Origin of the sequence: Photobacterium angustum, assembly GCF_003026365.1 — a bacterium.
GTDB lineage: Bacteria > Pseudomonadota > Gammaproteobacteria > Enterobacterales > Vibrionaceae > Photobacterium > Photobacterium angustum.
On the sequence record NZ_PYOM01000002.1, the window covers coordinates 145,249 to 165,168 of the forward strand.

The following is a 19,920-nucleotide window of genomic DNA, read 5'->3' on the forward strand; positions in this document are numbered from 1 at the left end:
TAAACGAGCAAAAACGAACAATAAACGAAAACAATAAATGATCACAAACGAAACTTAAGTTATGCTTAAATCATGCTCTCTTATGTTCGTTTGCTCATTTCTTAAGGTCGTTTTATGGATATCACTAAAAACAATAGCGCAACCCCTCTTCTCGATATCATCGTCATCGGTGGCGGTATTAATGGTGCTGGCATTGCAGCAGATGCGGCTGGTCGAGGCTTAAATGTTGCTTTATACGAAGCAAATGATTTTGCCTCTGCCACATCATCTGCAAGTTCAAAGCTCATTCATGGTGGTCTACGCTACCTTGAACATTATGAGTTTCGCCTTGTTTCCGAAGCACTTGCTGAACGTGAAGTGCTCTTAAAAAAAGCGCCTCATGTTGCCGAGCCGATGCGATTCCGTCTTCCTCATCGCCCTTTTTTACGCCCTGCTTGGATGATTCGAAGTGGTCTTTTTCTTTATGATAATTTAGGCAAACGAACCACCTTACCTGCGAGTAAAAAAATTAATCTGGCACAATCTGGTTTACTTAAACCAGAAATGAAAGTTGGTTTTGAGTACTCTGATTGCTGGGTTGATGACGCGCGTTTAGTGCTATTAAACATTATGGCTATTGAAGAAAATGGTGGCGAAGTTGCCAACTACTGCAAAGTTGAAAGCGCGGTAAGAGAAGGTGATATTTGGCGCGTTACCATGGTTGATCAACGTACAGGTGAGCACTTTGAGCGACGAACCAAAGCGCTTGTTAATGCAGCGGGACCTTGGGTTAAACAATTTTTTGATAACGGTTTAGAAACGCCATCGCCTCGTAACATTCGTTTGATCAAAGGCTCTCACATTGTAGTACCAAAAATTCATAATGAAGAGCAAGCCTATATTCTTCAGAACAAAGATAACCGTATTGTTTTTGTTATTCCTTACCTTGATGACTTCTCGATCATTGGCACTACAGATCTAGAATACAAAGGCGATCCTCGTCATGTAGCGATTGATGAAACTGAAATCGACTACCTCATTGATATTGTAAACCAACACTTTGTTGATCAACTCGACCGAGAAGATGTGGTGTGGACATTTAGTGGGGTTCGCCCGCTGTGTGATGATGAATCAAATTCACCACAAGCAATCACACGTGATTACACATTAGAACTTGAGCAAGAGCTCGACCAAGCACCTTTGCTTTCAATTTTTGGTGGCAAGTTAACGACCTACAGAAAGCTGTCAGAATCGGCGATGAAACACCTAGAACCTTTCTTCCCACAAATGGGCAAATCATGGACAGCCAATCAAGCCCTACCAGGTGGAAACTTTAGCTGCTCACGAAAACAACTCGCAGAAAGCTTACAAAGCCGTTATCCATGGCTAAGTGATAAACAAGCACTACGTTATGTAAAACAATTTGGAAGTTACTGCTTTAGGATGCTAGCAGATGTAACTTGCATTGACGATATGGGCATTCAATTTGCTGATGGTGTTTACCAAAAAGAAATTGATTATGTTATCGCTAATGAACATGTGAAGACGGTCGACGACTTCTTATGGCGCAGAACTAAATTAGGGTTATATCTAACCGATGAGCAGCAATTACAGGTCAAAGAGTATATCGATGCCAATGCTCCATCAAACAATATCGTTAGTTTTCATAAAGTCGGCTAATAACGATAAAAGCCCATAACTTACTTTTACAGAAATAAAAAAACCGACCTTTAATAGGTCGGTTTTTTAATAATCACATAATTACTTAATACGTTTAATCTTATTATTTACAGGGTACTTATCTTCGATTAACTCATTGATAAAAGAAGATGTATTATGTGAACCAGCACATACCCATACATGTTTACGCGCACGTGTTAACGCAACATAGAACAAACGGCGCTCTTCAGCATCAGTATAGTTTTCAGTACGTGGTTGCATCACAGCAGCTAAACCTGTTTCACGATCTGGAGACGGGAAAATACCCTTGTTAACATCGACAATAAATACATAATCAGCTTCACGCCCTTTACTCGCGTGGCATGTCATGTATACCAAGTTAAGTTGCGGCCACTGTGCTTTCCAGTCATCAAACTTAGCTGGTTTCTGCTTATTATTACGACCCAAGATCATCACGCTCGTTTCTTTATTATCATAAAGTTTGGCTAAGCGGGTTAAATCTTGCAGCATTAAATCACTATCAAGCAAGGTAACCGCTTTCTTACTTTGTTTCGTAAAGCTGGTTAACTGCTTTTTAATTTGGCTTGGGTTTTGTTGAATAAACAAGTTTGCCACTTCACCAATCATGCTATTAAAGCGATACGTCGTTGATAGCTCAGTGATATGAGATGAACCAAAACGTCCTTCAAAGTCAGTCGTAAGGTTTACATCAGCTCCCGCAAAACGGTAAATAGCCTGCCAATCATCACCAACGGCAAACAAGGTTGGTGTCGACTTACCTTCTATTTTCTGACCACATAATGCTTCAATCAGCGCTAAACGTTGTGGTGAAATATCTTGATATTCATCCACCATAATAAAGCGCCAAGGTGATATAAACTTACCTTCTTTAACATATTGAGTTGCAACATCAATCATGCTGTTAAAGTCGATTTGTTTCTTTGATTTCAAGTACTGCTGATAAGCTTGATAGCAAGGCCACAATAACTCTAACTCACTCTTCATACGAGGGCGCATCGCAGGGTTATTGTTATTTTGAATTTCTTCTATTAGCGCTTCTTTCGACAATGTCGATTGACCTAATAATTCAATATGGCGCCAAACCCAAGCTTGCAATTGCTCATTTTCAGCCTGTTGTTCCATCGTGTTTTCTTTGCTAAAACCCGGAACTCGCCATTGCGTAAGGTGACGTTGCCATTTGCTCGCTGACGATGATTTATTCCATTGTTCAATCAACATACGAGCAATCCATGCTGAACGAACACGTGCATCAATAGCGACACCTGCTACATTAGGCTTTTCTTTCTCAACGTCTGCGATGATTTGTGAACCTAAGCTATGGAAGGTAGCAACTTTAACGCGATCGCTGACTTTCTCACCCATACGCTCAGACATTTCTTCTGCCGCTTTTCGGCCAAATGCCAGCATCAAAATATCTTCAGGTACAGCTTGCTGACTCGCAATCAAGTAGCCTGCACGAGCCACCAAAACACTGGTTTTACCCGTACCTGCACCGGCAAGTACTAAATTATGATCTTGGTTGATTAACGCAGCTTCTCGTTGAGAGTCATTTAATGGTGAACGCTCAAAGCTATCAAACCATGAGCCCCATTTTTCAGATTGCTGCTTAATCCAAGTATTATTGTGTTCTTCAACCCAATCTTGATGTTCTTCAAGCCAAGGCGAAATCTTTTCAAAGCTACGAGGACGGAATGATGCCGCTAACTCTGGTGTTAAATCTGTATCAGCAAGCGATTGATGAAGGAAAGTATGTAACGATTCATGCTCTGAGCCACGTAAATAGCCCGGCTGTGATGAAAATTTGCCAATACGCTGTAAGATTTCAGGTAAAACAGCGTCTAATTTATCAACGCGATTTCTTGCCCAATCTTGATAAGTGCGGATAAGAAAAGCGGCAAACGGCTTACATTCGCTCCAAGGCAAACCATGAATAGTCCAGCAATATTGCTGATCAGAAGAGGTTAGCTCTAACGCTCCCCATAACACACCGCGATGTATTTCAATTGAGCCATCCCAATCGTCAAACGAGATCACTTCTGAGCCAACTTGGCTATCTAAAACCAATGAATTGTCATCTAAAGCGATACTGTAATAATCACCCTGCACTAACCATTGTGCTAACCAACTGGCACTTAATTGCATTATCTCACCAACTTTTCCATATTCTTATATGGGCGTAATATTGAACATAGCCGCGTAAAAAACATGCCGCTAAAATAGAAAAGGTCCAATCACCCTATGATCGGATGTATACCCACGTTTCTTGGGTTTATATCGCTATAGAGTACCAATAACTCCTGTTATGCCATAGCGTTCTAGGATTTATTTGCTTATTAATTCCACTAGCAGAACAAACAAATGTATTTTTGGATTCTGCTTCAATCGTAAAGTTCAACCAATGGACAAAACTTGCTCGCTTTTATCAAACGAATGTTCTTTCATGAGATATCGATGAAGTATCTATAACCAAATTCTGTTATCGTTAAGCCGATTTCTAAGCTAGATAACCCAATAATTTAAGTATTTATAGAACTTCCATTGGATCAAATTTACGACAAGGTTATTCTAGTCGTTCTCTGTAATTATTTATCAGAAGATTGTTAATATCTATATGCAAACTAACAAGTTACATCTAAATTTTCGCCGTTACTGGGTGAACGATAGAATAAACTACTCGATTCGTGTTCTCATTGCGTTAGTTGGCGTCGTACTACCTTGCTGGTATTACAATTCAAATAGCGAAGTAACACCCTTAGTACTGGGGGTTATTGCTGCTGCGCTAGCTGAAACTGATGACAATTTGATCGGTAGAATTAAAGCGCTTTCGCTCACTTTACTTTGTTTTTTAATTGCATCAGTTTCGATTGAAGTCCTATTCCCTTATCCCCTCTTTTTTGCACTAGGACTGTTCACCTCAACATTTTGTTTCATCATGTTAGGTGCAATGGGATCACGCTACGCAAGTATTGCATTTGCTTCATTATTGCTGGCGGTTTACACCATGCTAGGTGCTGATCATAGTGTCGATTTATGGTCCCAGCCGATGTTGTTACTTGGCGGCGCATTTTGGTATGGCTGCTTATCCTTAACATGGCACATCCTTTGGCCTAACCAACCCGTACAACGTAGCCTTGCTAATGTGTTTAGCGAATTTGCCGATTATTTAGATCATAAAAGCCAACTCTTTGAGCCTGTTGCCGACTTAGTGCCACAACCTCTTCGATTAAAAGCAGCAAGCCAAAACGCACGAGTCGTTAACGCGCTAAATTCAGCAAAAGCCACCCTGTTACACCGTGCAAGACGTGGGCAACCCAACACGACAGGCGATAAATTCTTAACGATATATTTTATGGCGCAAGATATTCACGAACGTGCCAGTTCTTCACATTATCGTTACCAAGATTTAGCAGCCAACTTTAACCGTAGTGATGTGCTATTTCGTTTCCAACGTTTGTTACGTTCTCAAGCCGTTGCTTGCCGTGATATTTCAACTGCATTAGCAATGGGAAAATCGTACACCCACGATGAAAAAAGCATGAAAGCCTTAAATGAACTGCAAGATTCATTACAGTATCTTCATAGCCAAAATAAACCAGAATGGAAAATGCTGTTAATCCAACTCGATTTCCTATTCAACAACCTCGCCACGGTTGAGCGTCAGTTAATGAACATCAATAACCCTGATGCAACCTATAATGAAGACAGTGACGAAATTCAGTTATCAGATAACGAAGCGCATGGTTTTAAAGAATTAGGTAAACGTATCAGCGCCCAGTTCAATACTGACTCCATACTTTTTCGTCATGCGATACGTATGGCAATAGCGTTAACGGTAGGCTATGGCTGTATTCAAGCTCTCGATCTGCAACGTGGTTATTGGATATTGCTGACGACTCTTTTTGTCTGTCAGCCAAACTACAGCGCGACTCGCCAAAAACTACGGCAACGTGTTATTGGCACTTTGGCCGGTATTTTCGCAGGTATTCCGCTGCTTTATTTATTCCCAGGACAAGAAGGCCAATTGGTATTGATGGTTGCTGCAGGCGTGCTTTTCTTTGCCTTTAGAATGGTGAAATACGGCTGGGCAACAGCATTTATTACCTTACTCGTCTTGTTCTGCTTTAACCAATTAGGTGAAGGGTATGCGGTTGTTCTGCCGCGTTTAGGCGATACCTTAATTGGCTGTTTATTAGCTGTTTTAGCCGTTACCTTTATTTTGCCAGACTGGGAATCTAAGCGGTTACACAAATCGATGTCAGGTGCTATCAATGCCAATAAAGATTACTTAGCACAAATTATTGGTCAGTACCGAATCGGTAAAAAAGACAGTTTAAGCTATCGTATCGCTCGTCGTGATGCCCACAATACTGATGCCCATTTAAATACGGCGATCAGTAATATGTTAGCAGAGCCTGAGCGTTACCAAATTGATGCTAATGAAAGTTTCCGATTCTTAACCTTAAACCATGCCATGCTAAGTTATATCTCGGCATTAGGTGCACACCGAACACAGCTCGATGATGATAAAACCCATCAGTTAGTGTCTGAAGCACACCGTATTATTCACGCCCACTTAGAATGTTTAGCGGCACAGCTAACGGGTAACACATGTCAAAAGGCACCCGCATTAGATCTCGATTTAGATCAGCGTTTAGGTCAATGGCGTGATGAAGACTGCACCTCGGTACGTATGGTGTTACAGCAACTTCACTTGATTCACCGTATGCTGCCTGAAATGCACAAACTGGCGGAGCAGCTAGCACCTAAAGAGAAAAAACAAGAAGTGACTGCGTAACATTTAATATTGTGAAAAAACACTTAAGGGCTGAATGGAAACATTCATCCCTTTGTTTAACTAATTTTTCTTTTGATTCAAATAATGATCACGATGATATTCAAGAAACTGTTTTCCAATTTCGTGTTTGGTTGTTGTTCTAAGCTCACCTTCTATACCAATTAGCGTGAAATTATTCGAAATAGAAAAAACACCGTTATCGAACATCACATGATGATTAGGACATAAACAAAGAATATTATCTGCTATATCTGGACCACTATGTGGTTTTCCTAATGGCTGTATATGTGCTGCTTCTGCATATAAACCAGCGAGAGTATTTATTGCAATTCCACATACTTGGCATTGATAGTTGTGCCATTGCTTCACTTTTTTCGCTATAGCTGAATCACGAATAATTCTCTGTACTATGATTTCAGTTCGTTTAGTCGAGCCATATTTTGTTGATACTTCTTGTACTTTATCTAATGCCGGCAGTACAGAATCAATCAAAATTAATTTATATCTCCATACTTTAAAGCCAGATCGCCCCTTCTCATACCAATAATCAACTACATTGTATAATCCAGCATACTCATAACCTGTTTTTGGAGAATATGGACTTTTATGTTTATAGCTACGAGTTACTCTAACAGGTAATCCTTCTAATCTATTTTTAGCTAAAGCTAAATTAGTTCTAATTAATTGCTGATCTGCAATTTGCTTTCCCGTATTTTCATCACGACCACCAGCTCCCGTATAAATAATTTCATTACCAAAGTCTTCATCATCTTCATAACCACCAGATAAAACTATAGAATCAGCACCTTCTTTTGAACCACCACTAATTCCAGCCTGCGTCGGAGGATGGATACCTGATTTAGCTAACGCCACTCGATTATCAAAAATATCACCAATCAACGTTCCATCAATATGACCAAAAGTTCTCATAACTCTCCACGTATAAATAAGATCTCCGCATTTTTCGATCTTATTAACCCGTACATACATGTCTAGCTATAGATACATTTAATATTAGCAGCTTCAAAAACTTTCATTTATAAAACAAAAAAGGGAACCTGATTTCTCAGGTCCCCTTTCGGTGTTGCGTTACCGCAAGCTATCTATTTTTTAGCAAGTGATTTTACTCAGTTGCTTGCTCTGCCGCAGTTTCTGCTGGTGCATCTTTTGCGTGAGCTTGTAGATATTTAAGTAGTACGCGCTCTTCGTTCTTATCAAGCTTGTAGTACTGTTGCATTGCTTTTAGACCATCAACCCATGCATTTGCAGTTAGGTGTTTTGGATCTGGCGTTGCGTGACACTGGTTACAGCTTGCATCTAGGATTTCTTTACCGTAACCCCAAATAGGTTTAATGCTTGCTAACATGTCACGTTGTGTCATCCACGCTGCAACTTGTACTTGCTGCCAAACTTGACCATCAGTTGCGGTTTGGGTGTTAAGTACTTTCTGTGTTTTTTGTAGTTCAGGAGCAATCGAAGCGATTTGAATTTGCTTCGCCATATCTTGAACTAGCATACCTGCTGTTGAACCTTTGATTTCCCAACCTGTTAGTTCTACTTTTAACATGTCACCGCTTTGGCCAACAACTTTCACTTCTGATGCTGGGTACAATTGACCTTGAGCATCGTCAGAAGCTGCATCTTTCACAAACAACTGCTTAGATGTTAGTGAGTAAAGTGTTGTCGCTTCAGGCGCTTTCGCTGCATTAATGCTTAATTGCTTAAACGTTGCTTGGAAATCGTTGTTGATATGTGGCAACTGGTGAGCAATACCTTTGTGACACTCGATACAGTTCATATCTTTCGCTGCAGCGCCTGTCATTGCAGCCGCAGCTGCTGGTGATTGCTTAGCATGATCCATCGCAGAGTAAGAGTGACAGCTCTTACACGTCGCTGAATTGGTGTCTTTCATCATCTTCCAAACATTCTGTGCCATGCGTAGACGATTTTCTTCGAACTTCTTCGGTGTATCGATATCTTTACCAATGAACTCACTGTAAATATCACCAATACCGCCCAATTTCGCTTTCATGAAAGCAATTGGGTTATTTTCAGGAATATGACAGTCACGACACTGTGCACGAACACCGTAAGCGTTCTTAAAGTGAATGCTTGTTTTATATTCGTTGTAGTTTTCCTTCATCGAGTGACAAGCAGTACAAAACTCGTTAGTAGAAGTGAATTCAATCGATTTGTGGAAAGTAAATACGCCTGCAAGTGTAATTAATACACAAACAACAGCAATTGCTAAAACGGAGTAGCGACTGCTTGGCTTAATAAGAAAATGCCAGAGCTTCTTCATTGATGGTCCAAAATGAATTAAACGTCAAAGTGACGTTAAAAGAAAATGTTACGAACAAAAATAACAGTCGAATATGAATACGGCAATGCGAGTTATTAATAAAAAAAATATTATTATTAATATAATTCATTACTTTTATTTTATGCCTAATTATTCACTCTATTTAATTAGAGCTCTAAATGGTTTTCATCTGTCAATAGACTTTTACCGTCTGTAACAGAATCAATAACCACTGAAACAAAATTAAGTTTAATAAATAAAAATCAACAACTTAAAACATTAACACTTGTCACAATTATTATTATTCCATATGATACTTTGACTTATTGATAATGATTTTCAATTAACCTTTGCTTAATGCGCTAAATATTCCAGGATTTATATCGACCATTAAACATATTAAATTTGGGTCATCTTTTTTGAAAACTTACTTTCCATTTGACCCTATAATATATTTCTCATTTCCGTGTAGCCTATCAAGAAATATTAAAAAAATAGGCATCAATACCGAATAAATATTAGGCGCATATTTGGCGTTAATTTATTTATTGCTCGGACTGTCTTCGGAATATAATCATGACCCTATCACGTCGAAACTTTTTAAAAGGTTCAGTAGCAACCGCAATTGCTGCAAATGGACTCACACTTTTTCCTGCAGGCAAAGTATTTGCGGCCGACACGCAAGTAATTCCTTCTGCATCTCACTATGGTCCTTTTAAAGCGGTTGTTAAAGAAGGTAAGTTAATTGGCGTTCAACCTCTGAACGACGTTGACCCATTCCCTACTGAAATGCTAACAAAAGGTATACTAAGCCGTACTTACGCTGATACTCGTATTAAATACCCTATGGTACGTAAGTCTCTGCTTGAAGATCCATTAGGCGATCACAATCCGCATTTACGTGGTAAAGAACCCTTTGTTCGTGTTGATTGGGATACTGCCATTGCACTAACTGCATTCTGTATTGCACGTACAATTGAAAAACATGGTAACGAAGCGGTATTCAGTTCTTCTTACGGTGGTTGGTCTCACAGTGGTTTAAACCGTCCACAAACACTACAAGGTCGTTTCTTTAACCTTATCGGCGGTCAAAGTATCTGTGCGGGTGACTACTCAGCAGGCGCATCTGAAGTTATTCTTCCTCACGTTATTGGCGATATGGAAGTGTACTCTCCACAAACCGCATGGAAGATCGTTGAAGATAACACAGAAGCTGTTCTATTCATTGGTTGTGATCCTTGGAAAACAAACCGTATTGAATTCCGTGTTGCGGACCACTCAATGCAAAAGCACTGGGAAGCGTTTAAAGAGAAAGGTATTAAGTTTATCTCTATTAACCCTCAGAAAACCCAAACAGATAAAGCTCTAGACAGTGAAATGATCAATATCCGTCCTAATACGGATACTGCGCTATTTACTGCTATGTCTTACCACCTATGTAAAACCGGTAAGAACGATAAAGCTTACTTAGATAAGTACACAGTTGGTTTTGATAAGTACCTTGATTACCTAATGGGTAAAGAAGACGGTATTGAAAAAACACCTGAGTGGGCTGAAGAAATTACTGGCCTTCCTGCTGCTAAAATCGTCGAAATCGCAGAACTTTGTGTAACTAAGCGTACACAAATTGCTGCTGGTTGGGCACTACAACGTGCTGACCACGGTGAAATGATCCACTGGTCTATTATCAACTTTGCAGCGATTGCAGGTAAAATTGGTAAACCAGGTGAAGGTGCAGGCTTTAGCTGGCACTACGGTAATGGTGGTATGCCAACGTCTGGTAAGCGTATGCCTATCGGTCTATCTCAAGGTCGTAACCCAATTACTAAAACATGTCCGGTTGTAATGATTTCAGACATGTTGAATAACCCAGGTAAAGAATACACCCGTGATGGTGCAAACCTTAAGTTACCAAAAGCGAAATTAATTTATAACGCAGGTAACAACTTACTATCGCACCAGCAAGATACTAACGAGTTAATTGATGCACTGAACAAGAATATTGACACGATTATCTGTCAAGACCCTTGGTGGTGTGCAACAGCAAAATACTCAGATATCGTACTACCAACAACAACGACACTAGAGCGTGACGACATCACTTCTGGCGGTACTTACAGCAACAACAAGATATATGCGATGCGTAAAGTGGTTGAGCCTGTAGGTGAAAGCCTAGATGATTACGAAATCTTCTCTCGTCTAGCCTTTATGTTTAACGTACATAAAGAGTTTACTGACGGTAAAACCATGTACCAACACATCAAAGCATCTTACGAAGCTTCTGATGCAACAGATGATTTCAAAACATTCTGGCAAAATGGTATTACGCACCTATCAACACCTGAAGATGCTAATAGCTTTGTTCGTCATGGTGATTTCTATGCAGATCCTGAAAAGAACCCACTTCATACACCAAGTGGTAAGATCGAGCTTTACAGTGAAACACTTGCGAAGTTTAAAGCAAATGAGTGTCCAGCAATGCCGCAATGGATGCCTCCATTTGAATGGTTAGGTAACGCGAAGAAAGATCAAGTTCACGTACTAAGCCCACACCCATGGATGCGCCTACACTCACAAATGGCGAATGCTGATGTGAACAGCTACGAGTCTGTTGATGGTCGCCAGATCGTACTTATCAACAAAGATGACGCGGCAGCACGTGGCGTGAAAGATGGCGATGTGGTTGAAGTGTACAATGAACGTGGCGCATTACTTGCGGGTGCACGTATTACTGATGAAGCAATGCCAGGTGTTATTTACATTCACGAAGGCGCATGGCTACAGCTTGATGAAAAAGGCCGTTGTAACTCAGGCTCTATCAACATGCTTACAAGCAGTAAAACAACCAGTGGTTTAGCGCAAGCAACCAGTGCAAATACCTGTTTGGCTTACTTCAAGAAATGTACTGATGTACTAACACCAAACAAAGCGTATGAGCCACCACAAATTGTTAAGTCTAAATACCAAGTGGATATCTGGTCACTACAATTAGGTAAGCGCCTAAAAGCCGTTGCAGCAGAGCAAGGCCCACAGCAATCACCGGGTGAGAAACTGTTCTACGGTAGCTGTACTTTATGTCACGCTGCACCACACCCAAGTGACTTCACTTACAAGCAGTGGAAAGGTATTACAACCTCGATGTTCCCACGTGCTGGTCTAAATGATAAAGACCGTCAACTTGTTCTTGATTTCTTGAAAAAGAATGCAAAAACTGAGTAATTGATAAGTTTAACTATCAATTAAAAACGCAGCCTTTTGGCTGCGTTTTTTATATCGAAAACAATTTAGTTAGAGCTCGAGAGCTTTTACTTTATTCTTGCGCTTTAACTTTTGCATCATTAAATACATACTAGGCACAACAAACAAGGGGTCAACGATACCCAGTGCCATACCAGCAATAATAATGATCCCCAGCGAGCCCATCGCATTAGCTCCCGGCCCAGCTTCCCATAGCAGTGGTAATGAACCTAAAATCATCGTTAATGATGTCATCAGTATTGGGCGAAGACGTGTTTTCGTCGCAGTGAGGATCGCTTCTCGCGGTGCTAACCCTTCTGCTTGTAATTCATTAGCAAATTCAGTGATTAATATTCCATGTTTACAAATCAAACCAATCAAAGTCACCAGCCCTATTTGTGAATACACATTTAAGGTGAAATCACTAAAATACAGCGCCCATAGCGCCACTGATAATGTAATAGGTAGTGACAGCATGACCACTAACGCGTCGATGACACTCTCAAACTGAGCACTCAGTACCATATAGATGAAGATTAATGCTGCGATAAATACAAACAGCATTTGTTGGTTTGCATCAAGGTACTGTTTAGCTTCATCTACATAGGTATAGTCTGCGTTAGTTGGTAAAATATCTGGCAACATGCGGTTTAAGGCATCAATGCCCTCACCCATGCTGACACCATCAGCCAACCGAATAGAAAGCGAGGCAGAGGTCGCCCTGTCGTATTGTTCAAGTGAACGGGGCCCAACTTCATTTTCAATACTGATCAACGCAGACATCGGTACTAATTGCCCTTTCTTATTGGCGATCATCAACTGTTTTAATGAATTTGGCGTTAAGGTAAATAACGATTCTAGCTGCATGTGAAGTGAGTAATTCGTTCCTTGGTAGCTCATATCATTACTGAAACTCTTACCACTCATTGCCAGTTTAAGTATCTGCTGAATATTACGCAGCGGCACATCATATTGTGAAGCTAACACTCGATTAATATTGATCTTAAATTGATTGCGATCGAATTTAAGATTGCTTCGCGCATTTGAAAAAAGCGGTGATTGCTCAATTTTGTAAGTCACTTCTGTGAGCTCTTTAGCCAACTTTTGCTCATCAACACTACTACTTACATTAAGATCGATACCGCCACTGTTACCACGGCGTCCACCACCCGTCTCTATCGCTGGAATAACACCAGTATAAACACGGTTGCCTCCTTCTTTTAATCGCGCATTGATCATTTCACTGATTTTTTGTGCTGATAATGAGCGCTCTTCCCATGGTTTTAACGTCACGAAACCACGAATAAAGTCAGAGCTCGCCAGAATAGCAACATGATCAATATCAGGGATATGTTTTAACTGCGTATTCATATTAGCAATCATTTTTTGTTGACTAGCGTCATCGCTGCTACCTACTAATGGCTGAAATAAGAATATTTGTCCAGAATCTTCAGTAGGTAACATTTGTGATGGTGTTTGAGTAAAAGGCCAATAACTACTAGCAAAAATAATAGCCATAACTAGTAACGTCGTTTTACGCCAATCAATAGTGGCTGACAAAACATGATGGTAAGCCTGAGCAAGTCGATCTAACTGAGCATTAATCCACGTTTCAAAACGGCCAGGCGGCTTATGATTCATCATTTTACTACACATCATCGGTGATAGTGTTAATGCCACTATACCCGATATAATCACAGTGCCCGCTAAGGTAAATGCGAACTGTTGGAATAACTGCCCTGTAATACCGTCAACCAAACCAACTGGTATGTAAACGGCAGCCAAAGTTAATGTTGTAGCAATAATGGCAAAACCAATTTGACGACAGGCAATAGCAGTGGCTTTATAGACTGACTCATGAAAACGCAACTGCCTGTGTACGTTTTCCACCACAACAATGGCATCATCAACCACCAGCCCCACAGCTAATAACATCGCGAGCAATGTCAAAGAGTTAATACTAAAGCCTGCCAGTTTAAGGATGATAAACGAGCACGATAAACAGACAGGAATGGTTACAATAGGAATAAGCGCAATACGCAAATTACCGAGGAACAACCATATAACCCCTGCCACTAATATCACCGCTAAACCAATAGCAAGGTAAACATCATTTAGTGCTGTAATAATAAAAGTCGATTTATCCAGTAGCACCTTGGCTTTCATGCCACTCGGCAACGTCATAGAGTCTAATAAACCATGAACTTGCTGTGATAAAACCAGAGGGTTTGCTGTTGCTGTGTATTGGGGATTCAATACAAACAGCATTGAATTTTTGGTCGAAAAATCCACCAGCGGCTTTACTTCTCGCTGGCTATTTGGGGTACCAATTGTGATATCAGCCACTTGTTCTAATCGAATAGGCTGTTGTTGATAAGTCGCAATAATAGTGTTTTTAATATCATCGAGGCTTGAGATTGCCCCAGTAGAAATAAGCTGGTACTGACTTTCTGTCCCTGATGTTTTACCACTAATTGCCGAAATGCTGTTTACGTCATTAACTTTGTTAATAACATTATTTATTGTAAGTCCATAATAAAAAACCTTGTCAGGATTTAAAGTAATCAATACTGACTGGCTTGAACTTGGCGCAACACTCACCGCGCCTGCAGCCGGTAACTGCTCTAACTTTGGTAATAATGTATCAATACCATACTGGTGAAATTCATATTCCGCTTGATGAGGCCCCGGCGTTAAACCAATCAGCATTGCAGGCATTCCCTGATCGTCAGACTTGGTCACTTTCGGTGAAATATCATCGGGTAACTTGTTTTCAATATTACCAATATCATTATGGATTTCGCTCACTAAGGTATCGATTTCACTATCATCCATAGTCGATGCCACATCAATAATGATATTTCCTCGCCCTTGTTTTGCAGTCGCTGATAAATGACTGATCCCTTCAGTACCAGCAATGGCATTTTGAATAGGAATTAGGACTTCAGTCATCATATTTTGTGCCGCTAATGCACTATCATGGACAGTAACTTGAATTTTTGACTGACTGATTTGTGGGGTATAGCGCCAAGGTAGTTTCTGACAAAAGATCAACCCAATAAATACCGGGATCAACCACAAAACAGTACATAATACCGGACGGCGTAAACACAGATCTGTTAATTTCATTTTTTATCCGCCGACTGTGAATGTAATGGTTTATGTTGTAAATGCTTAACTTTTTTCGACATTTGATCAGGTTGCTGAGCAGTCATTACTTCGACTTTTTGATCGGTGCGTAAATAGTTTTGACCATTTATAACTAATTGATCACCCACGGTTATCCCCGATAGGATCTGCACATACCCATCGTAGTATTGCCCTACTTTTACATCACGCAATCTGGCTTTATTGTTAACAACAATAAACACCTGTGCCCCTTGAATATTAGTGATTAATGAGGACGTAGGGATTGTAACTTGCTTAAGTAGTTCACGAGTATATTGGACAATTTTCACGTTTTGACCCGGTGAAAACTGCTTAGCATCAGGAAGTTGAGCCTTTAAAGTCACCAGTCCCATTGAAATATTAGGAGAAACGTAACTCACGTTACCGTCCACATATTTTTTAGGGTTCAGTTCTGAGTAAACGGTAACATGTTGATCTAATTTATAATCATCTTTTTGAGCTGCAGGTAGTTGATATTCAATAGTAAGTTGATCAGGAGTATATAAGGTTGCAAGGGTATTACCTACGGTAACAACATCACCGACATGAAAATCGGTTTGGCTAATAACACCGTCAAAAGGTGCTTTAACTGCCAACTCTGTGAGCTTTGATTTGTCTTGCTCTAACTGCGCTAAAGCCTGTTTATAGTCACTCTCGCTGTCATCATAAGTACTACGAGCGACTACACCTTTATTTACCAGTTCTTTTTGACGTAACCAAGTTTGCTTTTTGGCATCTAACTGAGCTTGATCTCTTGCAACTTTAGCCTTGGCTTCACTGGGATCAAACTGCACTAAAACCTGCCCTTTCTTTACTGTCTGCCCAGCCTCAAAATAAATTGCGGTGATCTGGCTGGTCTCTAACGTTTTCAATGCAACCGAATTATGACTTTTTACCATGCCATAACCCGTAACCTGATGAGTCAATGTGCGAGCTGACACTGTTTGGGTTTCTACTTGAGCGACTTTAGAAGAGTGCTTGTGCGAATGAGAACCTGATTGGCTTTCTTGCTTACAGCCAACAACCGTTAAAGCTACAACGGCGAAAACCATCAAATAAATGCATTTTTGCTTCATTATCATATATTTACCTGGGAATTAAACAATATAAGCAAGGCACTTATATTAATTGCCAGCACCTCTAAAAATACCTATAAAGAATTATATATTAACAAGAATATTTGTGAGGTTAAGTCAGAGCTATGTTGCTTTACAGTTATTTACATTCAGCTGAATGATAGTATAAAAAACAAAAATAAAGGGTGGCGATAACTCGCAACCCTTTGTATTTATTTGCTTATCACTATGTCTATTTATGACTAAGAAAATAGCATTTCCATTGCCTGATGAGGAATATTGGCTTCCATAAATTCATCACCGTATGGGGTGAAACCAAGCTTACGGTAAAAGTCGACAGCATGGGTTTGCGCGCCTAAGTCAACACGAGGATAACCTTGCTGTTTAGCATACTCCACTAATGCTTGGACGACTTTGACACCTAAGCCTTTCCCACGTGCAGCTTTCATGATGGCAATACGACCTATATGGCCATCAGCAAGAATGCGCCCAGTGCCTAATGGCTGTTCGCTATCGACAACAAGTACATGCACCGCTTGTGTATCTAAGCCATCAAACTCAATTTCAGGATCAATTTGTTGCTCTTTAATAAACACCTGCTCACGTACAAAGCGAATACTCTCTTTATTCGCATCATCAAAAGCAACAATTTTTATATCTACCATGAAATATCCTATTTATCTGAATTACAGACCTTTTTTATATTGCTGAGAAATAGTGCCAATAATGGTTTGCTCTAATGTTGCTCTCGCGTTGATATCATCATGGATATACGCATTAAACAAAGAGACTAACATTGCTTTATCAGCATTTACTTCCGTTTCCGTTTTAATATCACGGAGATCGATCATAAAGCGAGTAAACTTATCAGGGAAATCTGTAACCGCCTGTAAATTCATATAGTTCAGCTGGCTATATAACGCATTATGCGCGCCTCTTTGTTTATCTAAAACAAACGAGGCGTCTTTTAAACTCAAGATAGACGCTGACTTATCACACTTACGTAAGCACTTATTATCAAAATGCTTTTTCTTACAACCTACTGTTTGATGGAATAAACACTGGCGGCTCATTAACATCATTAATGGATGATAAATACTGTAATGTAATTCAAAGTTTTCAGGGCATACCATTGGATTAATTTGCTTACGATTGATCTCGTTAGAAACGAATGCGCCCTTCGCATTAAACTCATCAGCTATGCACTGCAGGCTAAATGAATTAGTTAAGTTCAAGTAAGGCCCTGCAATCCAATCAATCCCTTGCTGATAAGCCACATGCGCAATACCACTGTTATTTGCCACAATACAATTAGGTTTCACGCGCTCAATAAATTCAATTGCAGCTTGGTAGTTTTCACCAATTAAAATTGCTGGGAACCATGGTACAAGATGAGGATGCGCTTCAAACAATGCTACCGTTTTTTCAAGTTCCATCGATAAACCTTCAGGAACGGTATAATACAGCACGGCATTGTTATCTTGATTTAATACCACATCACTTGGATCAGAAATCAATATTGCCAGCTCTGACGTGATCCCTGTTGGCTTACGGTGATTGATACTATTACGTGGTTTTGGCGTATCAATCGGCGCTACTAGCGGTTTTTCACCATTTAACTGATAACCAATTTGTTCTTTTAATTGTGCTAATTCCGCAAAAGGAACTGACGTATTTTCGGCTAATCCTGAAATATCAACGTGGGTGATCTGATACTCACCTTCATTAGCCAAACTTTGAAAACGTTTTTCTAATAATTCATGAGTTAATACGTGTTTTTGTGAACCAATAAGTGCTGACTCTGATTGTAACTCTATCGTTTGATCCGGCGTTGTCACTATCACCGTTAAACATTGACCTTCTTGACCGCTAAAGATCATGGTCATGGGTAGCGAACTAACATCCATGGCTTTCGTGACATCTTCAACTGTATTAATAATCGCTGTTTTGTCATCGTACAATTTCTGTTTTACGCCATTTACAGCATCGATTGTGGTTGCTTGATAGACCTGAGTAAAATGACTCACTGAGTTATCACGAGGATTATCAATAAACATGCTCTTATTGATATCCCCTTGGAGATACGAATTAGAAAAATCGCGGTTAAAGACCGTAAACAGTGACGTTGTATCAGTTAGTAACGGCTTTTGCTCACAGTAACGATCGATTTGCTGACGCCATTGATCGACCACGGTATACACATAGTGTGATTTTTTAATTCGCCCTTCCACTTTCAGCGAATATACCCCTGCATCAGCCAGCTCAACCATATTAGAAAAAGCTGAGTTATCTTTCATATTTAATGGGAAATCTTTACCTGCAGCGGTAGTTTGGTATTGATCTCGGCATGGTTGACTACAACGACCACGGTTACCCGAGTTACCATTTTTCACCGAACTGATGTAACACAAACCAGAGAAACCGATACAATAGGAACCATGAACAAACACTTCCATAAGTACATCGTGTTGATGTCCAAATTGAGCCAAATGCTTAATTTCACGAATGTTCAACTCGCGGGATAAGTTAACACGGCTTGCTTGAAGCTGCTTTAAAAACAGGATTTGACCATCGTTATGGGTATTGATTTGGGTAGAAGCATGAACATCCAAGGTGGGGAAATGTTCTTTAATAATGTGAAACAAGCCTAAATCTTGCAAAATCACACCATCAACTTTGGTGTTCACTAACTTATTCAATAAGCGAATAACTGCAGGAATTTCACTATCTAATACGACGATATTTAAAGTAAGAAAAATCTTACAATTGTTCTGATGTGCTAAACGAATAATACCACTTAATACATCAAAGGTAAGGTTAGTGGCTCGATTTCGAGCGTTGAAGCTATCTAAACCACAATAAATTGCATCAGCGCCAGCAGCAATGGCAGCTTTAATAGATTCGATATCGCCACCAGGTGCCAATAACTCAAAATTCTTAGTTTTCGCAACATTGCTCATCAACAATTGTACCTTGTATAACCGCATTAAATGTGAGGACGGCTATTTTACGCGCAAGCTTTTAATAAAGTCCAATAGTGAGAGTTAAATCACACAATGGATTGAGAGGATATTGAAATCACGACTAATCGAAATATTCAGATAAGCAATTTCTGATTACAGTTATTCCAACCCCAGAACAATATCGCTATTATGAATAAAACTTGGCAACTTAGCCCTTCTGCTATCGCTCTATCGAGCTATAACTAGGATGAAAAAATAATGACAAATACAAACCCAGTAGAACTAACAGATGCGCAAAAAGAAGCGATTGAAGCTATGGTAACTGATCGTATTAACGCCATGAATAACGATAAAGTATTGTGTGATGCAATTGATACAAAAGTGCATGAAATGGAAGAACACCTAAAAGAATATTTCCATAAGCGTTTTCATTTTCACAGCAATAAAGCATAAGACGTCTGTTTATTATTGCGGATAAAAAGATCACTCTTAATAGTGGTCTTTTTTAAAACAAGAGAACGGTATTATCTTTTAACAGGCAAATATTCCCCTGACGGTATAAGAACAAACATCAGCCCTTTTACCTGTTCAACAATAATGGCTTGATCAACATAAACCTTAAACACAGCACCTTCCCCACTGTAAAAAGGATGCCTTAAGTATTAATCAGCGATATAAATTTCGGCACGTCTGGGACTC

11 protein-coding genes are annotated in these 19,920 nt (G+C 39.8%); 4 read left to right on the forward strand and 7 right to left on the reverse strand.

The annotated features are described in order from the left end of the window. Positions 1–114 precede the first annotated feature (114 nt). Positions 115–1,659 (forward strand): glycerol-3-phosphate dehydrogenase, encoded by a 1,545-nt coding sequence (gene glpD / locus CTN01_RS02780; RefSeq protein WP_045149501.1) that lies wholly within the window; start codon positions 115–117, stop codon positions 1,657–1,659. An 81-nt stretch (positions 1,660–1,740) separates the two neighbouring features. Here the strand turns inward: glpD and helD are convergent, their stop codons facing one another. Beyond that, positions 1,741–3,822, reverse strand: a complete 2,082-nt coding sequence (helD, locus tag CTN01_RS02785) for a DNA helicase IV (RefSeq protein WP_045149503.1) — start codon at positions 3,820–3,822, stop codon at positions 1,741–1,743. Positions 3,823–4,291: 469 nt separating this feature from the next. Here helD and yccS point away from each other — a divergent pair, with 469 nt between their 5' ends. After that, positions 4,292–6,475 carry a YccS family putative transporter gene (yccS, locus tag CTN01_RS02790; RefSeq protein WP_045127866.1) on the forward strand — a complete coding sequence of 728 codons (2,184 nt, stop codon included), beginning with the start codon at positions 4,292–4,294 and terminating at the stop codon, positions 6,473–6,475. A gap of 60 nt (positions 6,476–6,535) precedes the next feature. Here yccS and CTN01_RS02795 read toward each other — a convergent pair whose 3' ends face one another. Together CTN01_RS02795 and torC are read right to left on the reverse strand one after the other, a co-directional pair. Further along, entirely contained in the window at positions 6,536–7,405 is an 870-nt protein-coding gene (locus tag CTN01_RS02795; RefSeq protein WP_045131928.1) for a YDG/SRA domain-containing protein, read from the reverse strand. 193 nt (positions 7,406–7,598) lie between these two features. Continuing rightward, the gene (torC, locus tag CTN01_RS02800; protein WP_045127864.1) at positions 7,599–8,777 is read right to left on the reverse strand and encodes a pentaheme c-type cytochrome TorC; all 1,179 of its coding nucleotides are present in this window, start codon (positions 8,775–8,777) and stop codon (positions 7,599–7,601) included. A gap of 576 nt (positions 8,778–9,353) precedes the next feature. Here torC and CTN01_RS02805 point away from each other — a divergent pair. Then, positions 9,354–11,996, forward strand: coding sequence for a molybdopterin-dependent oxidoreductase (locus tag CTN01_RS02805; protein WP_045149504.1), 2,643 nt, complete (start codon positions 9,354–9,356; stop codon positions 11,994–11,996). A gap of 69 nt (positions 11,997–12,065) precedes the next feature. Here the strand turns inward: CTN01_RS02805 and CTN01_RS02810 are convergent, their stop codons facing one another. From CTN01_RS02810 to CTN01_RS02825, 4 genes are all read right to left on the reverse strand, one after another. Then, entirely contained in the window at positions 12,066–15,143 is a 3,078-nt protein-coding gene (locus CTN01_RS02810) for an efflux RND transporter permease subunit (protein ID WP_045149505.1), read from the reverse strand. Then, entirely contained in the window at positions 15,140–16,258 is a 1,119-nt protein-coding gene (locus CTN01_RS02815) for an efflux RND transporter periplasmic adaptor subunit (protein WP_045149562.1), read from the reverse strand. The genes CTN01_RS02810 and CTN01_RS02815 overlap by 4 nt, the downstream gene beginning before the upstream one ends. A gap of 242 nt (positions 16,259–16,500) precedes the next feature. Next, positions 16,501–16,923, reverse strand: coding sequence for a GNAT family N-acetyltransferase (locus CTN01_RS02820; protein WP_045149506.1), 423 nt, complete (start codon positions 16,921–16,923; stop codon positions 16,501–16,503). A 21-nt stretch (positions 16,924–16,944) separates the two neighbouring features. Next, positions 16,945–19,218, reverse strand: a complete 2,274-nt coding sequence (locus tag CTN01_RS02825) for a peptidase U32 family protein (RefSeq protein WP_045149507.1) — start codon at positions 19,216–19,218, stop codon at positions 16,945–16,947. Positions 19,219–19,479: 261 nt separating this feature from the next. On the opposite strand from CTN01_RS02825, the gene CTN01_RS02830 reads away from it, so the two are divergent. After that, positions 19,480–19,674, forward strand: coding sequence for a hypothetical protein (locus tag CTN01_RS02830; protein WP_045149508.1), 195 nt, complete (start codon positions 19,480–19,482; stop codon positions 19,672–19,674). The last annotated feature ends 246 nt before the right edge of the window (positions 19,675–19,920 follow it).